The 19870-nt window shown below is 64.1% G+C and carries 19 protein-coding genes; 15 read left to right on the top strand and 4 right to left on the bottom strand.

Features of this window, described 5'->3' with window-relative positions; all coding sequences use genetic code 11:
- Nucleotides 1-93: 93 nt before the first annotated feature.
- The 3 genes from purD to ACK59H_RS01145 all read left to right on the top strand — a co-directional run bounded on the left by purD (nt 94) and on the right by ACK59H_RS01145 (nt 4950).
- Nucleotides 94-1389 (top strand): phosphoribosylamine--glycine ligase, encoded by a 1296-nt coding sequence (purD, locus tag ACK59H_RS01155; protein WP_060477894.1) that lies wholly within the window; start codon nt 94-96, stop codon nt 1387-1389.
- Between the two features lie 144 nt (nt 1390-1533).
- Nucleotides 1534-4302: a hybrid sensor histidine kinase/response regulator gene (locus tag ACK59H_RS01150; RefSeq protein ID WP_060477895.1), complete on the top strand. Its 2769-nt coding sequence runs from the start codon at nt 1534-1536 to the stop codon at nt 4300-4302.
- Between the two features lie 51 nt (nt 4303-4353).
- Nucleotides 4354-4950, top strand: a complete 597-nt coding sequence (locus tag ACK59H_RS01145; RefSeq protein WP_060477896.1) for a MarC family protein — start codon at nt 4354-4356, stop codon at nt 4948-4950.
- Nucleotides 4951-4959: 9 nt separating this feature from the next.
- Here the strand turns inward: ACK59H_RS01145 and cobJ are convergent, their stop codons facing one another.
- Genes cobJ through cobG form a run of 4 tightly spaced genes read right to left on the bottom strand, consistent with a single transcriptional unit; the run spans nt 4960 to nt 9335 of the window.
- Entirely contained in the window at nt 4960-6666 is a 1707-nt protein-coding gene (cobJ, locus tag ACK59H_RS01140) for a precorrin-3B C(17)-methyltransferase (RefSeq protein ID WP_060477897.1), read from the bottom strand.
- A complete protein-coding gene (locus ACK59H_RS01135) occupies nt 6654-7388 on the bottom strand; it encodes a precorrin-2 C(20)-methyltransferase (protein WP_060477898.1) in 735 nt (244 codons plus the stop codon). Before ACK59H_RS01135 ends, cobJ begins: the two co-directional genes overlap by 13 nt.
- Entirely contained in the window at nt 7385-8011 is a 627-nt protein-coding gene (locus tag ACK59H_RS01130; RefSeq protein ID WP_060477899.1) for a precorrin-8X methylmutase, read from the bottom strand. The genes ACK59H_RS01135 and ACK59H_RS01130 overlap by 4 nt, the downstream gene beginning before the upstream one ends.
- A complete protein-coding gene (gene cobG / locus ACK59H_RS01125; protein ID WP_060477900.1) occupies nt 8004-9335 on the bottom strand; it encodes a precorrin-3B synthase in 1332 nt (443 codons plus the stop codon). Before cobG ends, ACK59H_RS01130 begins: the two co-directional genes overlap by 8 nt.
- A 210-nt stretch (nt 9336-9545) precedes the next feature.
- Here cobG and ACK59H_RS01120 point away from each other — a divergent pair, with 210 nt between their 5' ends.
- From ACK59H_RS01120 to ACK59H_RS01065, 12 genes are all read left to right on the top strand, one after another.
- Nucleotides 9546-10757, top strand: a complete 1212-nt coding sequence (locus ACK59H_RS01120; protein WP_060477901.1) for a bifunctional cobalt-precorrin-7 (C(5))-methyltransferase/cobalt-precorrin-6B (C(15))-methyltransferase — start codon at nt 9546-9548, stop codon at nt 10755-10757.
- A complete protein-coding gene (locus ACK59H_RS01115; protein ID WP_060477902.1) occupies nt 10750-11844 on the top strand; it encodes a cobalt-precorrin-5B (C(1))-methyltransferase in 1095 nt (364 codons plus the stop codon). The genes ACK59H_RS01120 and ACK59H_RS01115 overlap by 8 nt, the downstream gene beginning before the upstream one ends.
- Complete coding sequence (locus tag ACK59H_RS01110) at nt 11841-12575, top strand: cobalt-precorrin-6A reductase (RefSeq protein WP_060477903.1); 735 nt, start codon at nt 11841-11843, stop codon at nt 12573-12575. Before ACK59H_RS01115 ends, ACK59H_RS01110 begins: the two co-directional genes overlap by 4 nt.
- Before the next feature lie 76 nt (nt 12576-12651).
- Nucleotides 12652-12882: a type II toxin-antitoxin system VapB family antitoxin gene (gene vapB / locus ACK59H_RS01105; RefSeq protein WP_060477904.1), complete on the top strand. Its 231-nt coding sequence runs from the start codon at nt 12652-12654 to the stop codon at nt 12880-12882.
- On the top strand, nt 12882-13268 hold the full coding sequence (vapC, locus tag ACK59H_RS01100; protein WP_060477905.1) for a tRNA(fMet)-specific endonuclease VapC: 387 nt from the start codon (nt 12882-12884) through the stop codon (nt 13266-13268). The genes vapB and vapC overlap by 1 nt, the downstream gene beginning before the upstream one ends.
- A 155-nt stretch (nt 13269-13423) precedes the next feature.
- Nucleotides 13424-13861: an NfeD family protein gene (locus tag ACK59H_RS01095; protein WP_060477906.1), complete on the top strand. Its 438-nt coding sequence runs from the start codon at nt 13424-13426 to the stop codon at nt 13859-13861.
- Nucleotides 13862-13888: 27 nt separating this feature from the next.
- Nucleotides 13889-14743, top strand: coding sequence for an SPFH domain-containing protein (locus ACK59H_RS01090; protein ID WP_060477907.1), 855 nt, complete (start codon nt 13889-13891; stop codon nt 14741-14743).
- 112 nt (nt 14744-14855) lie between these two features.
- Nucleotides 14856-15245: a DUF2946 domain-containing protein gene (locus ACK59H_RS01085; RefSeq protein ID WP_060477908.1), complete on the top strand. Its 390-nt coding sequence runs from the start codon at nt 14856-14858 to the stop codon at nt 15243-15245.
- Nucleotides 15246-15291: 46 nt separating this feature from the next.
- On the top strand, nt 15292-15771 hold the full coding sequence (locus ACK59H_RS01080; RefSeq protein WP_060477909.1) for a copper chaperone PCu(A)C: 480 nt from the start codon (nt 15292-15294) through the stop codon (nt 15769-15771).
- A 24-nt stretch (nt 15772-15795) separates the two neighbouring features.
- Nucleotides 15796-16227: a DUF2946 domain-containing protein gene (locus ACK59H_RS01075; RefSeq protein ID WP_060477910.1), complete on the top strand. Its 432-nt coding sequence runs from the start codon at nt 15796-15798 to the stop codon at nt 16225-16227.
- A 66-nt stretch (nt 16228-16293) separates the two neighbouring features.
- A complete protein-coding gene (locus tag ACK59H_RS01070; protein ID WP_060477911.1) occupies nt 16294-18351 on the top strand; it encodes a TonB-dependent copper receptor in 2058 nt (685 codons plus the stop codon).
- A 58-nt stretch (nt 18352-18409) separates the two neighbouring features.
- Complete coding sequence (locus ACK59H_RS01065; RefSeq protein WP_409264168.1) at nt 18410-19777, top strand: PepSY-associated TM helix domain-containing protein; 1368 nt, start codon at nt 18410-18412, stop codon at nt 19775-19777.
- Nucleotides 19778-19870: the final 93 nt, after the last annotated feature.

Raw genomic sequence — 19870 nt, 5'->3', positions numbered from 1 at the left:
CGGAACCGGCCCCGCCTTGCAGCTCCCGGCTTCAGTGCGACCGCGTACAGTGTGAGGCCTAGCCTCCCGTCCGAAAGAATTCGAGGTTATGACATGAAAGTTTTGATCATCGGCAGCGGCGGCCGTGAGCACGCCCTGGCTTGGAAAGTCGCTCAAGACCCGCGCGTGGAGAAGGTGTTCGTTGCCCCAGGCAACGCCGGCACCGCCACCGAGGCCAAGTGCGAGAACGTTGCCATCGACGTCTGCGCCCTGGAGCAACTGGCAGACTTTGCCGAAAAGAACGTTGACATGACCATCGTCGGTCCTGAAGCGCCTCTGGTGATCGGCGTGGTCGATCTGTTCCGCAGCCGTGGCCTGGACTGCTTCGGCCCAACCAAGGGCGCGGCTCAGCTGGAAGGCTCCAAGGCTTTCACCAAGGATTTCCTGGCCCGTCACAAGATCCCGACCGCCGACTACCAGAACTTCACCGAAATCGAGCCGGCCCTGGCCTACCTGCAGGAAAAAGGCGCACCGATCGTGATCAAGGCCGACGGCCTGGCTGCAGGTAAAGGCGTAATCGTCGCCATGACCTTGGAAGAAGCCGAAGCCGCCGTGCGTGACATGCTGGCCGGCAACGCTTTCGGTGATGCAGGTTCCCGCGTGGTCATCGAAGAGTTCCTCGATGGCGAAGAAGCCAGCTTCATCGTCATGGTCGACGGCCACAACGTGCTGCCCATGGCCACCAGCCAGGACCACAAGCGCGTTGGCGACCAGGATACCGGCCCCAACACCGGCGGCATGGGCGCCTACTCGCCTGCACCGGTGGTCACCGCCGACGTTCACCAGCGCGTGATGGATCAAGTGATCTGGCCGACCGTGCGTGGCATGGCCGAGGAAGGCAACGTGTATACGGGCTTCCTGTATGCCGGCCTGATGATCGACAAGGCGGGCAACCCTAAGGTCATCGAATTCAACTGCCGCTTTGGCGACCCAGAGACTCAGCCGGTCATGCTGCGCCTGGAGTCGAGCCTGGTATTGCTGGTCGAGGCCGCGTTCGCCAAGGCCCTGGACAAGGTCGAGGCCCAGTGGGACCCCCGCCCGAGCCTGGGTGTGGTGCTGGCTGCCGGCGGTTATCCCGGCGACTACGCCAAGGGTGAGGTGATCAACGGCCTGGAAGCTGCGGCCAAGATCGAAGGCAAGGTGTTCCATGCCGGTACCTCCCTCAAGGACGGCCAGGTCGTCACCAATGGCGGGCGTGTGCTCTGCGCAACCGCCATGGGCGCCAGCGTTGCCGAGGCCCAGCAGCAGGCCTACCGCCTGGCCAAGGAAGTGAGCTGGAACGCCAGCTTCTATCGTACCGACATCGGCTACCGGGCCATCGCCCGCGAGCGCGGTGAGCACCAGCAGTAAGTGGTACCGGCTTGCCGCAGCACGCTCTAGCACTGTGCGCCTGCGGCATCCGGCTCGTCGGCAGGGCCCTCGCGGGCCTTGCCTTCGGCTTGGCGCGCCGCGCATAGTTAGCATCTGGCACATCGGCTAGGAAGGGATCTCGTAGTGCGTCGGCTTCGGATTGCCACAGCTCTTATCGTCAGCTTGCTGACCTTGCTCTGCGTGCTCCCGGCTGCGGCCGAACAGGGCGCAGGATGGACTGCATTGCTCGATGAACAGGCCAGCCTGCAATTGAGCGATGTGCGCTCTGATCGCTACCGCACCCAATTCAGCCCAACCACCCTCGACGAGCTCGATGCCGCACCGGCCGGCCAGGCCTTGTGGTTGCACTATCGCCTGGAACCTGGCGAGCAGGAGCAACTGCTGCGCATCTTCGCCCCCGACCTGTCCCGCCTGGACCTTTACGCCCTTGACGGCGACCAACTGCTGCGCCAGATGCACCATGGGCGTCAAGCCGGCAATGCCAGCCCTACCCTGCGCGGCAGCGATCACGTATTACCCTTGCCCAACAGCCAGCACGTACTGGACATCTACCTGCGCCTGGTTTCCGAACACCAACTGCGCCCGGCCATCAGCCTGGTGCCGGCCGGTATCGCGGCATCCAACCAGGCCCAGCCGCTGCTGTTCGGCATGCTTTTCGGCGGCCTGGTGATGCTGATCCTGCACAACCTGATCCGCTTCCTGTACACCCGCTCCAGCACCACCCTGTACCTGGCCTTGTACCATGGCTTGATGATGCTCAGCGGCCTGATCCTGCTCAACCTCAGCGGCCCCTGGTGGCACCTGTGGCACAGCGCTCAAACCCCAGCTGCCTACCTGACCCTGGTGCTGGCGGGGCTGTCGGGGCTGTACTTCACCCAGCATTTCTTCAGCCCATGCAACTCGCCACGGCTCAACCGCCTGCTGCACGGCGAAATGCTGGCGGCGGCGGTCAGCGGGCTGATCCTGCTGTTCGTCGACACCCTGCCGCTGAACCTGATGACCTACGCCCTGCTGGCCTTGGGCAGCGTCACCATGCTGCTGGTCAGCAGCTACCAATGGTACAAGGGCTATGCACCGGCTCGGCTATTCTGCATCGCCATGCTGGTGTTCAACGTGGGTGGTTTGGTGCTGCTGCCGGCCTTGCTCGGCTTGACCCGCACCACCACACCCTGGTTGCTGTGCATCCTCCTGGGCTTGACCGTGGCCAGTGGCCTGCTGCTCAACCTGGCGGTCAGTGAACGCCTACGGCGGATGAACGAAGAACGCTTCAGCGCCAGCCGTGCGCTGGCAGCCAGCGATGCGGAAATCAACGCCAAGGCCGAGTTTCTGGCGAAGATCAGCCATGAAATACGCACCCCCATGAACGGCGTGCTGGGCATGACCGAACTGCTGCTCGGCACACCGTTGTCGGTCAAGCAGCGCGACTATGTGCAGACCATCCACAGCGCCGGCAACGAGCTGCTGACACTGATAAACGAAATCCTCGACATCTCCAAACTCGAATCCCGCCAGATCGAGCTGGATGACGTGCAGTTCGATCTCAATGCCCTGATCGAAGATTGCCTCAACATCTTCCGCGCCAAGGCCGAACAGCAGAACATCGAGCTCATCAGCTTCACTCAGCCCCAGGTGCCTCGGGTGATCAGTGGCGACCCCACGCGTCTGCGTCAGGCGCTTTCGAGCCTGTTGGAAAATGCGCTGAAGAACACCATCGAGGGGGAGATCCTGCTGGTGGTCGCCCTGGACCAGCGCGGCGAAATCCCGCGCTTGCGCATTGCCGTGCAGGACAGCGGCGAGCCGCTGCCTCCCGCCGAGCGTGAAGCGCTTTTGCAGGCCGAGTTGCACAGCCATCACTTCTTATCCAGCAACAAGCTAGGCGGCCACCTGGGGCTGGTCATCGCCAAGCAACTGATCGGCCTGATGCAGGGCGAATTCGGTATCAAGAGCAGCACCACCACGGGTAATACCCTATGGTTGACCCTGCCGCTCGACCCATCACGCCTTGAGCAACCTCCGGCGGACCTCGACGGCCCGTTGCGCGACGCCCGGGTACTGGTGGTGGACGACAATGACACCTGTCGCAAAGTCCTGGTGCAACAGTGCAGCGCCTGGGGGATGAATGTCAGCGCGGTGGCATCGGGCAAGGAGGCATTGGCCTTGCTGCGTACCAAAGCGCACCTGCGCGACTATTTCGATGCCGTACTGCTGGACCAGAACATGCCCGGCATGACAGGTATGCAGCTGGCGGCCAAGATCAAGGAAGACCCGAGCCTGAACCACGACATCCTGGTGGTGATGCTCACGGGCATCAGCAATGCGCCCAGCAAGGTCATCGCGCGCAATGCCGGGGTCAAACGGATACTCGCCAAGCCAGTGGCCGGCTACACCCTCAAGACCACCCTGGCCGAAGAATTAGCCCAGCGTGGCCGTGAACAGGCAGCCCCGCCGCCGCCGGGCACGCCCGTCGCGCTGGAGCTGCCGAGCGATTTTCGGATACTGGTGGCCGAAGACAACAGTATCTCGACCAAGGTCATCCGCGGCATGCTTAGCAAGCTCAACCTGGAGCCCGATACCGCCAGCAACGGCGAAGAGGCGTTGCAGGCGATGAAGGCACAGCGTTACGACCTGGTACTGATGGACTGCGAAATGCCCGTGTTGGATGGGTTTTCCGCGACCCAACAATTGCGTGCCTGGGAATCCACCCAGCAACGCCCGCGTACCCCCGTGGTGGCGCTCACCGCGCATATACTGGCAGAGCACAAGGAGCGCGCACGGCTGGCCGGCATGGACGGGCACATGGCCAAGCCTGTAGAGCTGTCGCAATTGCGCGAGTTGATCCAGTATTGGGCCCACCAGCGCGAAGCCAAAGCTGACGCGGCGCCTACTTCCTAATCCGACTGGTCGCTGTGTGACGGAGCGGCCCTCACCCGCAAGGACCCTCCCATGCTCCACGCGTTGTTCAGTGTCTACCTGAAGATGCTGGTGCTCTATAGCCCGTTCTTCGTCTTGTCGTGCTTCATCAGCCTCACCCGTGGTCATTCCAGCAAGGAGCGCAAGCAACTGGCCTGGAAGGTGGCGTTCGCCGCACTGGTGGCCAGCGTATTACTCTATCTGTTCGGGCGAGCGATCTTCGGTATTTTCGGCATCACTGCCGATGCCTTTCGCATCGGTGCCGGCAGCGTGCTGTTCATCTCGGCGCTGAGCATGGCCCAGGGCAAACCGGCCGTGCAGGCCGACAACGTGCAGCAGGACGTGACCATCGTGCCGCTGACCATCCCTCTTACCGTAGGCCCGGGCACCATTGGTGCGCTGCTGGTCATGGGCGTCGGCCAACCCCACTGGGACGACAAGCTGCTGGCCATCGTCAGTATCGCGATGGCCAGCTTTACGGTCGGCCTGGTGCTGTACCTCTCCCACGGCATCGAAAGGCTGCTCGGTGACCAGGGCCTGCAGATCGTCAGCCGTTTGATGGGCTTGTTCGTCTGCGCCCTGGCAGCGCAGATCATCTTCACCGGGATCAAGGGCTACCTGGTCGGCTAGCCCTCGGCTTCACGGCGCCTCTGGATACCAACGCGGGGTGTAGACCCATTGGCTGCCGTCTGCGCGGTCGAAGGTACAGGTGGTGGATGAACCGATCAGCACCATGGTACGCATGTCGACCATCTCTGGAGTCAGCTCGGCCAGGGTCACCACCCTGAGCGTCTGCCCTGGCCGGCCGATGTCACGCCCCAGCACCACCGGTGTCTGCCCGCTGCGGTGCCAGCGCACCACCTCCAGGGCCTTGCCCAGCTGATGTGGCCGGGACTTGGAGATGGGGTTGTAGAAGGCCAGCACCAGGTCGGCCTGTGCCGCCAGGTCCAGGCGCTTTTCGATGATCGACCAAGGCTTGAGGTTGTCCGACAGGGACATTACGCAGAAGTCGTGGCCCAGCGGTGCGCCCGCTTGCGCCGCGGTGGCAAGCGAAGCCGAAACCCCCGGCAGGATTTGCAGGTCGACGCGCTGCCAGGCAGGGTCGCTGGAAGCATGCAGCGCCTCGAGCACTGCTGCAGCCATCGCGAACACCCCCGGGTCGCCGGAAGATACCACCACTACCGAACGGCCCTGGGCTGCCAGTTCGAAGGCATGCCGTGCACGCTGCATTTCTTCGCGATTGTCGGTGCAGTGCTGCACTTGATCGTCACGAAACGGCCCGGCCATGCGCACGTAAGTCTCGTAGCCAAGGATGTCCTGGGCTCGGGACAGTTCGGCCTTGACCGCTGGCACCATCAGCTCGGCAGCGCCAGGGCCCAGGCCGATCACCGCCAGGCGACCACGCTTGCGGCCCAGGCGCGCGGGGTCGACCGGCTGCGGCGCCCTGGCGATGACCATGTCAGGCTGTTCGATCAGCTGCGCATCGGGCAATACATCGGCCACCATGCTGGCCAACGTGCCCTGCAGGGGCGCGAAGCGCAGCTCGACGCCGAGTTCAGTAGCGGCCTGGTGCAAAGCAGGTTCGGCCATGGCTTGCTCGGCCACCAGCAGACACGCCAGTGAACGCTCGGCAATCCCGGCCGCACCGAGGGCGCCACGCACGTGCTCGGCCAGCCCAGCCCTGGCAGCTGCCACCGCCACCACCACAGCCCGCGGGTGGATCAGCAACTCGTCGCGGCTGGCCTGGCGGGCCTCGCAGCCTACATGGATGGTGCGCCGGGCTGCGTCACTGGCCGGCAGCTGAACATGCGCAAGCCAGGGCGCGTCGCCTTCGATGCGCACGCCTTCACCGGCCAGCAGGTCGGAAACGAAGCGCTTGCCTTGCTCGATATCCGCCAAGGTATAGCCCTCAGGTGGGTTGAGCAGGCAGGTGCCAAAGCGCAGTTCGCCACTGGTGGTGATCGCCGCTGTCACACCCAGCGCCTCACCCAACTCGCGCGCCATCACGTTGACCCCGCTCAGGCCGCCCAGCAACGGCACTACCGCGCTGCCGTTCTCGGCCACCGCCAGCACCGGCGGTTCTGCGCCTTTCTCATCCAGCAGGCTGGCCAGGCTGCGGATGACAATGCCAGCGGCGCATAGCGCAATGATTGGTACCGCCTGTTGGTACAACGCTCGCAAGCTGTCGCCGAAGCTGTCGTAGTACTGATCGGCACCCTCGACCCTGCCACGCAGGCCATGAATCGTCGCTTGTGGATAACGCAGTTGGATACGCTGCGCCGTGGCCAGACTGCCCGGCCCAAGAATGACGATGGCCGGTGCCTGCTGCCTGTTCAGCCCTGCCATTTTTCCCCCGGCACGATAATCAGCGAGAAATACGGCGACGACTGCGGGTCGACCTCATCCAACGGCACGATCTTCTGGTTGGCCATGGTCGCCCGTTCCACATACAGCGCGCGCCGGTCCAGGCCCAGTTCGCCGAGCACCTGGCGTACTTTGGGGAAGTTGCGGCCCAGCTTCATGATCACCGCGGCATCGGCATCAGCCAGGCGGCGCTTGAGCTCTTCGGCAGGCAACACACCGGACAGCACCGACAGGCTCTGGTTGCGATACACCAGCGGTGCACCCAATACCGAGGCGCCACCGAGCATCGAGCAGACACCTGGCACCACTTCGGCAGCATGCTGCTGGGCAAGGCGGTCGTGCAGGTACATGTAGGAGCCGTAGAAGAACGGGTCGCCCTCGCAGATAACCGCCACATCACGGCCTGCATCCAGGTGTTCGGCCACCTGCACCGCCGCCTCGTCGTAGAAGTCGCTGATCACCTGTTCATAGGACAGCGGCGCCGGCAGCAACTCGGTGGTCACCGGGTACACCAGCGCCAGTAAAGTCTGCTCGGGCTGCAAGTGCGCCTCGATGATGCCGAAGGCATTACCGCGCTTGCCCTTGGCCACGAAGTACGCCACCACCGGCGCTTCGCGCAATAGGCGCAGCGCTTTGACGGTGATCAACTCAGGGTCTCCAGGGCCAACGCCCAGGCCTAGCAAACGTCCGCGCGGCGCCATCATTCCACCTCCGTGGCCAGGGCGTTGACTGCTGCAGCGGCCATGGCGCTGCCCCCCAGGCGGCCCTGCATGATCACGAACGGCACGCCACGGCTGTCGGCGGCCAGCATCGCCTTGGACTCGGCAGCGCCGACGAAACCGACTGGAAAGCCGAGGATCAGGGCAGGCTTGGGAGCGCCAGCATCGATCATCTCGAGCAGGTAGAACAGCGCCGTCGGCGCATTGCCGATCACCACGACACTTCCTTCCAGGTACGGGCGCCACAGCTCCAGGGCCACCGCCGAACGCGTGTTGCCAGCGTCTTTGGCCAGCGCTGGCACGCTGGGGTCGCGCAGGGTGCAAATCACTGGGTTGTTGGCGGGCAGGCGTGCGCGGGTGATGCCCTCGGCCACCATGTGCGCATCGCAGAGGATCGGTGCGCCATTGGCCAGCGCTTCACGCCCGGCACGACCGGCGCCCTCAGAGAACTGCAGACCATCGATGGCATCGACCATGCCGCAGGCATGGATCACGCGCACGGCGAGCTTTTCCAGGTCTGCGGGAATCCGCTCGAGCCGTGCTTCCTCGCGGATGATCCGGAAGGAGTTGCGATAGATCTCCTGACCATCGCGGATGTAGTCAATCATCAAGGTGCTCCGTCGGCAGGGCGAGCATGGCGCCTGCTTCATTCAAGGTAAGGTCGGTGGCGCGCAGGGCACCCAGGCCCGGCAGGTGCGCGTCACGCAGATACAGGTCATAACGGCCCGGTGAGCGGGCCAGCAACGTGGCCGGTGCAACGTGGGCCAATGCGCAAGAGCGCGGGCAGCCGGACAGGTGCACACTGCCCGGCGCGCCACTGCCGATCAGGGCGGCCAACTGCGCGGCATCGGCTTTGGTGTCAGCCTGGCCCTTGGCACAGCCACGGCTGCCGGTGCAGGCGACCATACGCGCCAGTGGCTGGGTGGGGCTGCACAGCAGGCCCAGCGCCGCCAGCTCATCAATGGCTTGGTCAAGCACGGCAGGGTCGATGTTGGTGAGCATGAGGCTTTGCCAAGGGGTCAGGCGCAGGCTGCCGTCCCCCCATCGGCGAGCCACAGCGCCAGCACCTCGCAGCATGGCAACCGATAGCCGGCCCAACGGCGGTGCCGCGCCCAAGGCCATACCATGCTGTTGCCGCACGGCCCCCAACCATGGGCTTGAGACGTTCTCACGCTGCCACTCAAGCACCGGGGCGTCGCGGCGCACCGGCAGCGCCAGGCCATCGATGAAGGCATCCACCGGGCAGGTTTGCAGTAACTGGCGCATACGCGATTGCTCGGGGCTGGCCAATTCAAGGAAGCGCTCAAGCACGGCGCGCACCAGCGCCAGCCCCTGTTCCACCGGCACCGCACCCACTACGTGGCCATCAGCCGGGCAACTGGCCAGGCCAAATGCCAACCAGCCGCGCTGCTCCAGGTGCATTGACGACAGCCACAGATCATGGGGGTGCTCCAGCATCGCCACACCTTCACCACCGTCCAGTTGTAGGGCGAACTTGGCCGACAACTGGTGCAAGCGCGGCGTACCCTGTAGCAGATCAAGGATCTGCCCGGCCAACGGGCGCACATCCATCGCCATCGCCGGATCAAGCCCTGCCAAGGGGCTGAGCATCAGGTTGCGCACATCATCGCCGGCCGCCTCCCGTGGCCCGAGGCCCGCCGCCAGCAGACTTTCGATCAGCCCGGCATGGTCGCTGCCTATGCCGCGGATCTGCAGGTTGGCACGGTTGGTCGCCTCGATCACCCCGCCCGCGAAGCGCTCGGCTGCCAGGGCAACCGCGTCGGCCTGATCGGCCAACAACAGGCCGCCAGGCAGCTTGATTCGGCAGATGCCGCCGTCACGGGCGCTGACGATGCGCCACAACCCCGGGCAGGCCGAGGGACGTAGTGATGCTGGAGGGGTGTTGGCTGGCGTCAATGGGGCGTCCGGCAATCGCTGAAAATGCGCTTGAGTGTAGAAGGCGCGGTATTATGCCTGCTTTGTCCGGCGGCATGAAAAGCCGGTGGTCGAGCTTCAACTGCGATCGAGCAGAAAATCAGGACCGCACCGCCTTATTCGCGGGTTAACACGTTTGCACCTGCAGAGGCGGGTTCACCCACAGCGAGGCACGCAGCGGCCCCAAAAAATGGCGGAATGAGACACATGACCCCCTGGCTGACAGTAGTAGGTATCGGCGAAGACGGCTTCAGCGGCCTGGGCAAACAAGCCCGGCGCGCCCTGCTGGGCGCCTCGCGGATCATAGGCAGCCCACGCCAGCTGGCCCTCCTGCCGCGCTGCATCAGAGCACAACGGCAGGACTGGCCCACACCCTTCTCTCTGGCCCCAGTGCTGGCCCTACGCGGTAAGCCAGTTTGCGTGCTGGCCAGCGGCGACCCGATGTTCTTCGGCGTTGGCGCCAGCCTGGCGCGGCAGGTGCCGGCTGCGCAGATGCAGGTGCTGTCCATGCCCTCTTCCTGTGCGCTGGCCGCAGCGCGCCTGGGCTGGCCATTGCAGGACGTTCAGGTGGTGTCGGTGGTGGCACGCCCCCTGGCAGCGCTCAATGCCCACCTGCACAGCGGCCAGCGTCTGTTGGTATTGAGCAATGATGGCAGCAGCCCAGCGGCCATCGCCGCGCAGTTGCGTGAGCGCGGTTTCGGGCCTAGCCGCCTGCACGTGCTGGAGCACTTGGGTGGCGAGGCCGAGCGCCACCTGCACGGCACCGCCGATGACTGGCCGGACAGCGAAGTGGCCGCGCTCAACCTAGTAGCCATCGAATGCCTGGCCAGCCCCGCTGCCATGCGCCTGCCCCGTGTGGCCGGGCTGGCGGACAGTGCCTTTCGCCACGATGGCCAACTGACTAAGCGTGACGTACGCGCCATCACCTTGGCACGCCTGGGGCCACAGCCGGGCGAGCTGCTGTGGGACGTCGGCGCCGGCTGCGGTTCGATCGGCATCGAATGGATGCGTGCCCACCCAGCCTGCAGGGCCCTGGCCATCGAAGCCGATGAGGGCCGCCAGGGCTTCATTGAATACAACCGTGATGCGTTGGGAGTGCCTGGGCTGCAATTGGTCCGTGGTAAGGCCCCCGAAGCCCTTGCCGAGCTGGAACGCCCGGATGCCATCTTCATTGGCGGCGGCGTCACCCGCGACGGCGTACTGGCGTTGTGCTGGGAACGCCTGCGCCCTGGCGGGCGGCTGGTCGCCAATGCGGTCACCCTGCAAAGCGAACTGGCCTTGGCGCATTTTCGTGAACGGCACGGCGGTGAGCTGACCCGTATCCACATCGCCCAGGCGCAACCGTTGGGCAACTTCGACACCTGGCGCCAGGCTTTGCCGATCACCTTGCTCGACGTGGTGAAGCCCCTCGATGCGTGAAGAAACCCGCGAACAGCCCGCCCCGTTGCGCAGCGGCCTGACCACCGGCAGCTGCGCCACGGCCACCAGTCTGGCGGCGGCCAGGCTGCTGCTGACCGGGCAAAGCCACGATGCAGTCAGCATCACGTTGCCCAAGGGCAAGGTGGTACAGATGCGCTTGGAGTTCTGCCGGCTGCTAGGAGAGCGCGCCGAAGCGGGCACGCTAAAGGATGCCGGCGATGACCCTGACGTCACCCACGGCGCCCTGCTCTACAGCCAGATCCGTTTGCAGACGCAACCTGGCATACGCTTCATGGCCGGAGAAGGCGTCGGGACCGTCACCCGCCCAGGCCTGGTGCTAGCGGTGGGTGAGCCTGCCATCAACCCTGTGCCGCGGCGGATGATCAGCGAGCACTTGCAGCAGTTGGCCGAGGAGTGCGGCTATCAGGGCGGTTTCGAGGTTACCGTCAACGTACAAGGGGGCGAGGCACTGGCGCTCAAGACCATGAACCCGCGCCTGGGCATTCTTGGCGGCCTGTCGATTCTGGGTACCAGCGGCATCGTCCGGCCGTTCTCCTGCTCGGCCTACATCGCCTCCATTCACCAAGGCATCGATGTCGCCCATACCAACGGCTACACCCATATCGCTGCCTGCACCGGCAATGCCAGTGAAGACACCATGCGCCGAATCTACCAACTGCCCGAAATCGCCTTGATCGAGATGGGCGACTTCGTCGGCGCCGTGCTCAAGCACGTACGCAAAGTACCCGTGCCACGCCTCACCCTGTGTGGAGGCTTTGGCAAGATCAGCAAGCTGGCGGCAGGCCACATGGACCTGCACAGCCGTCATTCGAGCATCGATCTGCCGCAGCTGGCCGGCTGGGCTGCAGACATCGGCGCCGACGCAGAGCTGCAGGCAGCCATCATTGCGGCCAACACCAGCCAGCAAGCCTTGGCCCTGGCACACACCGCCGGCATTGCCCTGGGCGATGCGGTGTGCGATCACGCGCTGGCCTTCGCTCGTAGCGTGGTGCCGGCACAGGTGCAAGTGGAAGTGTTCGCCATCGATCGCCAGGGCGGCGTGGTCGGCAAGGCTGGTGTGCAATGAGCCAGCGCATCCTACTGCTCGGCGGCGTCACAGAAGCGTTGGCCATCGCCCGCCAGCTCGGCCCCGAGCACATCTATAGCCTGGCCGGTGTCGGGCGTGTGCCCCAGGACCTTACGTGCCAGGTAAGGGTTGGTGGCTATGGTGGCGCACAAGGCCTGGCCACTTACCTGCGTGAAGCGGGTATCACCTTGTTGATCGATGCCACGCACCCTTATGCCGCACAGATCAGCCATAACGCGGCCAGCGCCGCGCAAGCCGTTGGCATCCCGTGCTGGGCCTTGCGCCGCCCGGCCTGGCAGGCACAGCCAGGGGACGACTGGCGCGAGGTGGATGACTGGGCCGGGCTGATCGAGGCGCTCAAGCCGTTTCGGCGGCCACTGTTCACCCTCGGGCGCGAGCCGCTGCAGCATCTTGAGGAGATTCCACCGGAGCAGTTCTGGACGCTGCGGGCGCTGGAAGCCTGCCCTGGCAATGAGCGCTGCGAAGTGATCGGCGCGCGCGGGCCGTTTCAGATCGAAGACGAGCGGGCACTGTTCCAAAGGCGGCGCATCGATGTGCTGGTGAGCAAGAACAGCGGCAGCGTGGCGACCGAGCCGAAGCTTGAGGTGGCCAGGGAGCATGGAGTGCCAGTGCTGATCCTGAAACGCCCCTCGTTAGCAAAGGTAGACCTTGAGTTCACCCATGCGAGCCTGCTGCAGGCCAAGATCAAAGAGATGCTTGAAATGCCATGAGAGCGTATATCCCTTTGACATATACGCTCTGCGTTTTAACTTCAGTCACAGTTCGCTGCTTCCAAGGAGGCCCATCATGGAGCAAGGTGCAGTCTTCAAAAGTAACCGCAGCCAGGCCATCCGTTTGCCGAAGTCCGTCGCCCTTCCTGATGAAGTGACCCGCGTAGACATCGTTGCCGTGGGACGTACCTGCATCATTACGCCTGCTGGAGAGTCATGGGACAGCTGGTTCGACGGCAGTGACGCAAGTACGGACTTCATGGCCAGCCGCGATCAACCTGCCGAACAGGAACGCGAAGGGTTTTAATGCTCAGGTACATGCTCGACACGAACATCTGCATCTTCACGATCAAGCACAAGCCACAGTGGGTTCGCGAGGCCTTCAACCGCCATCACGGTCAAATGGCCATCAGTACCGTTACGTTAATGGAACTGGTATACGGCGCAGAGAAGTCAACCCAACCAGAGCACAACCTTTCGATAGTGGAAGGCTTCGCAGCCCGCCTGGAAGTGCTCGATTACGACAGCCAAGCCGCGGAGCACAGCGGGCAATTACGTGCAGGACTGGCGCGGGCTGGTAAACCGATGGGTCCATTCGACCAAGTGATAGCGGGGCATGCCCGCGCTCGGGGGATGGTGCTCGTAACCAACAACGTGCGTGAATTTCAACGCGTTCCTGGTTTGCGTATTTAAGACTGGCTGGTAAGTCCTACAGGCCAGGCCTAACGCAGCGAAATTTCCTACTGATCACGCCCTAATCGACAACAATACAATCAAGAACCTTCGGGTGGCCATTCGCCCACTGAGCGTTTTAGACTCTGTCCTCCTCTATGGAAGGCGCCCCTCATATGGAAATGCAATGGTGGATCTGGCTGGTCTTCGGCATCGGCCTGATCCTGCTCGAACTGGTCCTGCCCACGTTCTTCATCCTCTGGTTCGGCATCGGCGCGGTGCTGGTATCGCTCATCGCCCTGGCCGCTCCAGGCTTGCAGCTGGACATGCAAGGGTTGCTGTGGGTGCTGCTCTCCTCGGTCACCACGTACCTCTGGTTCAAACTGTTCAAGCGCAAGCAACCGGACGTGCGCTGGACTGCCGACAGCGTGATCGGTGAAGTCGGGCTGCTGACCGGCAGTGTCTCCCCTTTCCAGAAAGGCCGCGTGCGTTTCCAGAAGCCACTGCTGGGCAACGAGGAATGGACCTGCGTCGCCGACAGCGACATCGCAGCCGGCGAGCGTGTACGGCTCGTCGCCATCGAAGGCAACATTGCCCGGGTGATCCGGGCCTGAATTGGCAAACAACAGGAAGTTTTCATCATGACCAGTCTCATCGTCGTCGGCGCCCTCGCCGTGTTCGTCCTGATCACCGTGTTCAAAGGGGTGCGGATCGTCCCCCAGGGCGAGGAATGGATCGTCGAACGCCTTGGCCGCTACCACAACACCCTCAAGCCTGGGCTGAACATCGTCATCCCGTACATGGACGTCGTCGCCTATCGTCTGCCGACCAAGGACATCATCCTCGATGTGCAGGAGCAGGAAATCATCACCCGTGACAATGCAGTCATCGTCGCCAACGCCCTGTGTTTCGCCAAGGTGGTCGACCCGCAGAAAGCCTCCTATGGCGTGCAGGACTTCTCGTTCGCCGTCACCAGCCTGACCATGACTTCGCTGCGCGCGATCGTCGGTGCGATGGACCTGGACGAAGCGCTCTCCAGCCGTGAGCAGATCAAGGCCCGGTTGCGTGAAGCGATGTCCGAGCAGACCGAAGACTGGGGTGTAACCGTGCGTTCGGTGGAAATTCAAGACATCAAACCGTCCCAGAACATGCAGTTGGCCATGGAGCGCCAGGCCGCCGCCGAGCGTGAGCGTAAGGCCGACGTGACCCGGGCTGAGGGTGCCAAACAGGCGGCGATCCTTGAGGCCGAGGCGCGGCTGCAGTCGGCCAAACTGGATGCCGAAGCGCAGATCAACCTGGCAGAAGCCTCGGCCCGTGCGATCTCGCTGGTCAAGGAAGCGGTAGGCAACGAAACCGTACCGGCCATGTACCTGCTTGGCGAGCGCTATGTTGGGGCCATGGAGAACCTGGCCAGCAGCAACAATGCGAAGCTGGTGGTATTGCCAGCGGATTTGCAAGAGACGGTGCGGGGCTTGATGGGCCGCACCAAGGCCTGAGCCAGGCGGGGCCGGCTTTGCAGCCCCCGGCTGCGTCACTTCACCGCACCCCGGCTTTTTTACCTATACTGCGCCGTACAATAGCCGCCACGATTCCTGACCGGATCTCTCCATGCCCCCACGTCGGCACATTGCCTGGATCGCCTGCCTTGCAGTGCTGTTCAACCTGCTGGCCATGCCGTTGTCTTCTGCTGCGCCAAAGGGCCCGGCAGAGCAACTGCTGTGGGGGGCTTTCTGTTCCAGCATGGCCGGCAAGGCCAAGGTCGATGTCCAGGCCCTGGCCAAGATCGACCTCGGTAGCCAAGGCGATCAGCACTCCAACATGCAGCACTGCTGGTGCTGCTCAGGCGCCGCCCCGCTGTTGGCCCTGCCGGGTTATTCGCCACAACTGCACAACCCGCCCAGTTCGCTGAGCAGGCTTGCGCCGACACTGCGCGACTACCGGCCCACGCCCCGCCAGCTCTGGCCTGCACTCAATCCCCGTGCCTCTCCCCTGGTCTGAGTTCATCATGCTGTGTGCCTGAACCTGAACAGATCGGAGAACCACCATGCTCAAGCAAGCTCTCGTACTGGCTGCCCTGCTGCTGCCAGGCGTCTACGCCAATGCCCATGAATACACCGTTGGCGACCTGCACATCGCTCACCCCTGGTCGCTGCAACTGCCGCCGAACGCGCCCAACGTCGCCGCCTACTTTGTCGTGCACAACAACGGTAAAGCCGATGACCGCTTGCTGAGCGTCGACAGCCCGATCAGCGATGACGCGCAACTGCACGAACATGCCATGAGCGCCAGCGGCGCCATGAAGATGCAACAGGTCAGCACCGTGGTGGTGCCCGCCGGCAAGGATCTGGTCTTCGCCCCAAGCGCCTACCACGTGATGCTCATGCAGCCCAAGGACCGCAGCCTGCTCAGCGACGGCAAGCGCTTCCCGCTGACCCTGCACTTCCAGAAGGCTGGCGACATTACCGTGGAGGTAGCCGTACAGAAGCAGGCGCCAGCGGACCAGGCCCACGAACACACGCACTGACACCCGCTCACAGCCACTGCCCCCATGAGCCTGCCGCGTAACAGCCGCAGCCGTACCACCCGCCCTGCTAGCAGGTGCGTCGGTGGCGGCTGGCTGAGCCTGTTCGCCATGTGGATGATTTTCATCGGCCCGCTTATTTCCCAGGCGATGCCGATGAACCACCACGCCGGCATGAGCATGCCGATGGACATGGCCATGCCGGCGGCTCACGCCCATGGCAGCGACGGCCATCACGGCCACGGCAACGATGGCCAGCTGCATGTGATGTGGGAGAAGTGCGGCTATTGCAGCCTGCTGTTCAACTGCCCCGCCCTGCCACAGGCCCTAAGCCCACTGGGCGTGGCCAGCGCAGTCCCTGCCACGCATGCCCTGACTGCCACGCGTTTGGGGCATGCCCGGCAGGCGGTTTTCCCCGGTGCGCGTAGCCGCGCGCCGCCCCTTTCGATCAGCGTCTGAATCCACTGCTATCGCCCGGAGCCACGAGGCTTCGGGCCCCCTCATGACTGATCGACTGGAATCACTATGTCTGGCTGCACCCGTGTTTTTCCACCCGCCCTGCGCGGGACGTTCGCCGCGTTATGCGGCTCGCTGCTTGCCCCCATGGCCCTGGCCAGCGACCTTGGCCCCGAGGCCAACGAAGCCGAGCTGAGCCCTACGGTGATCACTGCCATCGCGCCAAGCTCGCCACTGACCGTGGTCACCAACCCCAAAGATCCGCGCCAGCCGGTGCCGGCCAGTGATGGCGCCGACTACCTGAAAACCATACCTGGCTTTTCAGCGATCCGCGCCGGTGGCACCAATGGCGACCCGGTACTGCGTGGCATGTTCGGCTCACGCCTGAACATTCTCACCAACGGCGGTGTAATGCTCGGCGCCTGCCCCAACCGTATGGATGCCCCCACCTCCTACATCGCCCCGGAAACCTACGACCGCCTGACTGTAATCAAAGGCCCGCAAAGCGTGATCTGGGGGCCGGGGGGCTCGGCCGGCACGGTGCTCTTCGAGCGTGAGCCGGAGAAGTTCGGCACCCTTGGCAGCCGGGTCAATGCCAGCTTGCTGGCCGGGTCCAATGGCCGCTTCGACAAGGTGCTCGACGCCGCCGCCGGCAATAGCCAGGGCTACGCACGCTTTATTGGCAACCAGTCGCGCTCGGACGATTACCAAGACGGCAATGGCGACACCGTGCCGTCGCGCTGGGAAAAGTGGAACGGCGACGTCACCCTGGGCTGGACGCCCGACCAGGACACCTTGCTCGAACTCACCGCCGGTAAGGGTGACGGCGAGGCGCGTTATGCCGGGCGGGGCATGGACGGCGCGCAATTCAAGCGCGAAAGCCTGGGCCTGCGCTTTGAGAAGTCCAACATCGGCGAGGTGCTCGACAAGGTCGAGGCGCAGGTCTACTACAACTACGCCGACCATGTGATGGACAACTACAGCCTGCGTACCCCCTCAGGTACCGGCATGATGGCAGGCCCCATGGCCGCTGCAGTGGATCGCCGCACCTTGGGCGCACGTATCAAGGCCACCTGGCGCTGGGCTGACGTGCAGCTGATCAGCGGCATCGACGCGCAGACCAATGAGCACCGTGCGCGCAGCGCCATGGGTGTCGACACCTACAGGAGCGAGCCATGGACCAAGGACGCCGACTTCCACAATTACGGTGCCTTTGCCGAGCTGACCTGGTACGCCACCGGTGACGATCGGCTGATCACCGGCGCCCGCCTGGACCGTGCCACGGCGCGGGACTTTCGTGACGACAGCGCCACCAACGGCAACACCCGTGCCGATACCTTGCCCAGTGGCTTCGTGCGCTATGAGCATGACCTGGCAGCCCTGGCGGCGACCACGTACATTGGCCTGGGCCATGCCCAGCGCTTCCCCGACTACTGGGAGCTGTTCTCTCCCGATCAAGGCCCGGCAGGCGCGGTCAATGCCTTCGACAGCATCAAGCCAGAGAAGACCACTCAGCTCGACTTCGGTATCCAGTACCGCGGCGAGCGTCTGGAAGCCTGGGCATCGGGCTACATCGGCCAGATTCGTGACTACATCCTGTTCGACTACCGCAGCGCGATGATGGGCATGAGCAGCACCCAGGCGCAGAATGTCGACGCCCGCATCATGGGCGGCGAGCTGGGCGCGGCGTACAAACTCAGTGATCGCTGGAAGGCCGATGCCACTGTGGCCTATGCCTGGGGCAAGAACAGCAGCGACGGCAAGGCATTGCCGCAAATGCCGCCGCTGGAAAGTCGCCTGGGGCTGACCTACAGCCGCGACAGCTGGAGCGCCGGTGCCTTGTGGCGCCTGGCGGCGGCGCAGAACCGCATCGCCCAGAACCAGGGCAACGTGGTAGGCAAGGACTACGACAAAAGCGCAGGCTTCGGCGTGTTCTCGCTCAACGGCGCCTACAAGGTCAATCACAACCTCAAGCTCAGCGCGGGGGTCGACAATCTGTTCGACAAAACCTACGCCGAGCATCTGAACCTGGCCGGGAATGCCGGGTTTGGCTACCCGGCCAGTGACCCACAGCCGGTCAACGAGCCGGGCAGGACCTTCTGGACCAAGGTCGATTTCAGCTTCTGACAACAACGACGGGCGCAACAGCGGTTGCGCCCACATGCTGGTCAAACAGGAGGTTCCCATGAGAGGAACGCGCATCACCTTCTACAACCTGGCCTGGCGATGGCATTTCTATGCAGGGCTGTTCGTGGCCCCCTTCATGATTCTGCTGGCGATCACCGGGATCATCTACCTGTTCAAGCCGCAGCTGGACCCGCTGATGTACCGAGACCTGATGGTGGTCGAACAGGGCCACCACCGACAAAGCGCCGACGCCTTGCTTGCCGAAGTGCGCCAAGCCTACCCCAATGGCCATGTCGGCCAGTACCTGCCGCCGATCGATGCCAAGCGCAGCGCTCAGTTCGTGGTACACGATGCAGGCCGAGAGCTGAACGTGTTTATCGACCCCTACAGCGGCAAGTTCCTGGGCGAACAGGACGCCAAGCAGAACCTGCAAGCCATCGCCCGCGCGCTGCACGGCGAGCTGATGGTCGGTACGGTCGGTGACCGCCTGGTGGAGCTGGCCGCTGGCTGGGGCATCGTGCTGGTGGTGTCGGGGCTGTACTTGTGGTGGCCCCGCGGGCGCAGTGGCGCAGGCGTGCTATGGCCACGCCTGGCTGCCAAGGGCCGGCTGTTCTGGCGTGACCTGCATGCGGTCACCGGGTTCTGGGGCTCCGCCCTGTTGTTGCTGATGCTGATCAGCGGCATGACCTGGACCGGCCTGTGGGGCAAACAGTACGCCGACCTGTGGAATCGCTTCCCGGCAGCCATGTGGAATGACGTGCCCAAATCCGACCAACAGGCCCGCGAGCTGAACAGCGCGCACCGCCAGACCGTGCCGTGGGCGCTGGAAAACACGCCGATGCCGCAGTCCGGCGCCCATGCCGAGCATGCCGGGCATCACATGATGGACAGTGCACCGGCTGCACCCCAGGTGAGCCTGCAGCAAGTGCAGGACATCGCCACGGCACGCCAGGTAACGCCGGGCTACAGCATCACCGCGCCGACCACGGCGCAGGGGGTGTATACGATCGCCGTATTCGCCGACGACCCGCGCAACGATGCCACCCTGCATGTGGACCAGTACACCGGCAAGGTTTTGGCCGATGTGCGCTGGCACGACTATAGCCCGGTCGCCCGAGCTACCGAACTGGGCGTGATGCTGCACGAAGGCAAGATGTTCGGGCCGCTGAACCAGGTCATCATCCTGCTGGTTTGCCTGATGATCCTGCTGGGCTCGGTGAGCGGGTTGGTGATGTGGTGGAAGCGCCGGCCACAGGGTGGGCTGGGCGTACCGCCGCTGCGCCATGACCTGCCGCGCTGGAAAGCGGCGGTGGGGGTAATGCTGGTGCTGGGGGTTATGTTCCCCCTGGTGGGCGTGTCGATGCTGGTGATGTGGGTGTTGGACAGCCTGGCGGTGAAGCGCCGCCGAGCGCTGGTCAGCGCCTGAGGCATTCCAGCCTGTTCGCGGGTTCACCCGCGAACAGGCCAGTACAGCAGGCATGCCTGCTACGCAAAAGTCGAGTCGATCTGTCGCGCACCA

This window comes from Pseudomonas sp. KCJK9000 (assembly GCF_046230725.1).
GTDB lineage: Bacteria > Pseudomonadota > Gammaproteobacteria > Pseudomonadales > Pseudomonadaceae > Aquipseudomonas > Aquipseudomonas promysalinigenes.
Note: the sequence above shows the minus strand (reverse complement) of the source record. Positions and strands in the feature narration are given on the sequence as shown.

Bases quoted from the DNA above. Each gene is read 5' to 3' on its own strand.
- ACK59H_RS01110 (WP_060477903.1), top strand. From the start codon at position 11,841: ATGAGCCAGCGCATCCTACTGCTCGGCGGCGTCACAGAAGCGTTGGCC.
- vapB (WP_060477904.1), top strand. From the start codon at position 12,652: ATGGAGCAAGGTGCAGTCTTCAAAAGTAACCGCAGCCAGGCCATCCGT.
- ACK59H_RS01085 (WP_060477908.1), top strand. From the start codon at position 14,856: ATGCCCCCACGTCGGCACATTGCCTGGATCGCCTGCCTTGCAGTGCTG.
- ACK59H_RS01080 (WP_060477909.1), top strand. From the start codon at position 15,292: ATGCTCAAGCAAGCTCTCGTACTGGCTGCCCTGCTGCTGCCAGGCGTC.
- purD (WP_060477894.1), top strand. From the start codon at position 94: ATGAAAGTTTTGATCATCGGCAGCGGCGGCCGTGAGCACGCCCTGGCT.
- ACK59H_RS01075 (WP_060477910.1), top strand. From the start codon at position 15,796: ATGAGCCTGCCGCGTAACAGCCGCAGCCGTACCACCCGCCCTGCTAGC.
- ACK59H_RS01130 (WP_060477899.1), bottom strand. From the start codon at position 8,011: ATGATTGACTACATCCGCGATGGTCAGGAGATCTATCGCAACTCCTTC.
- cobJ (WP_060477897.1), bottom strand. From the start codon at position 6,666: ATGGCAGGGCTGAACAGGCAGCAGGCACCGGCCATCGTCATTCTTGGG.
- vapC (WP_060477905.1), top strand. From the start codon at position 12,882: ATGCTCAGGTACATGCTCGACACGAACATCTGCATCTTCACGATCAAG.
- ACK59H_RS01120 (WP_060477901.1), top strand. From the start codon at position 9,546: ATGACCCCCTGGCTGACAGTAGTAGGTATCGGCGAAGACGGCTTCAGC.
- ACK59H_RS01135 (WP_060477898.1), bottom strand. From the start codon at position 7,388: ATGATGGCGCCGCGCGGACGTTTGCTAGGCCTGGGCGTTGGCCCTGGA.
- ACK59H_RS01090 (WP_060477907.1), top strand. From the start codon at position 13,889: ATGACCAGTCTCATCGTCGTCGGCGCCCTCGCCGTGTTCGTCCTGATC.
- ACK59H_RS01070 (WP_060477911.1), top strand. From the start codon at position 16,294: ATGTCTGGCTGCACCCGTGTTTTTCCACCCGCCCTGCGCGGGACGTTC.
- ACK59H_RS01095 (WP_060477906.1), top strand. From the start codon at position 13,424: ATGGAAATGCAATGGTGGATCTGGCTGGTCTTCGGCATCGGCCTGATC.
- ACK59H_RS01145 (WP_060477896.1), top strand. From the start codon at position 4,354: ATGCTCCACGCGTTGTTCAGTGTCTACCTGAAGATGCTGGTGCTCTAT.
- ACK59H_RS01065 (WP_409264168.1), top strand. From the start codon at position 18,410: ATGAGAGGAACGCGCATCACCTTCTACAACCTGGCCTGGCGATGGCAT.
- ACK59H_RS01115 (WP_060477902.1), top strand. From the start codon at position 10,750: ATGCGTGAAGAAACCCGCGAACAGCCCGCCCCGTTGCGCAGCGGCCTG.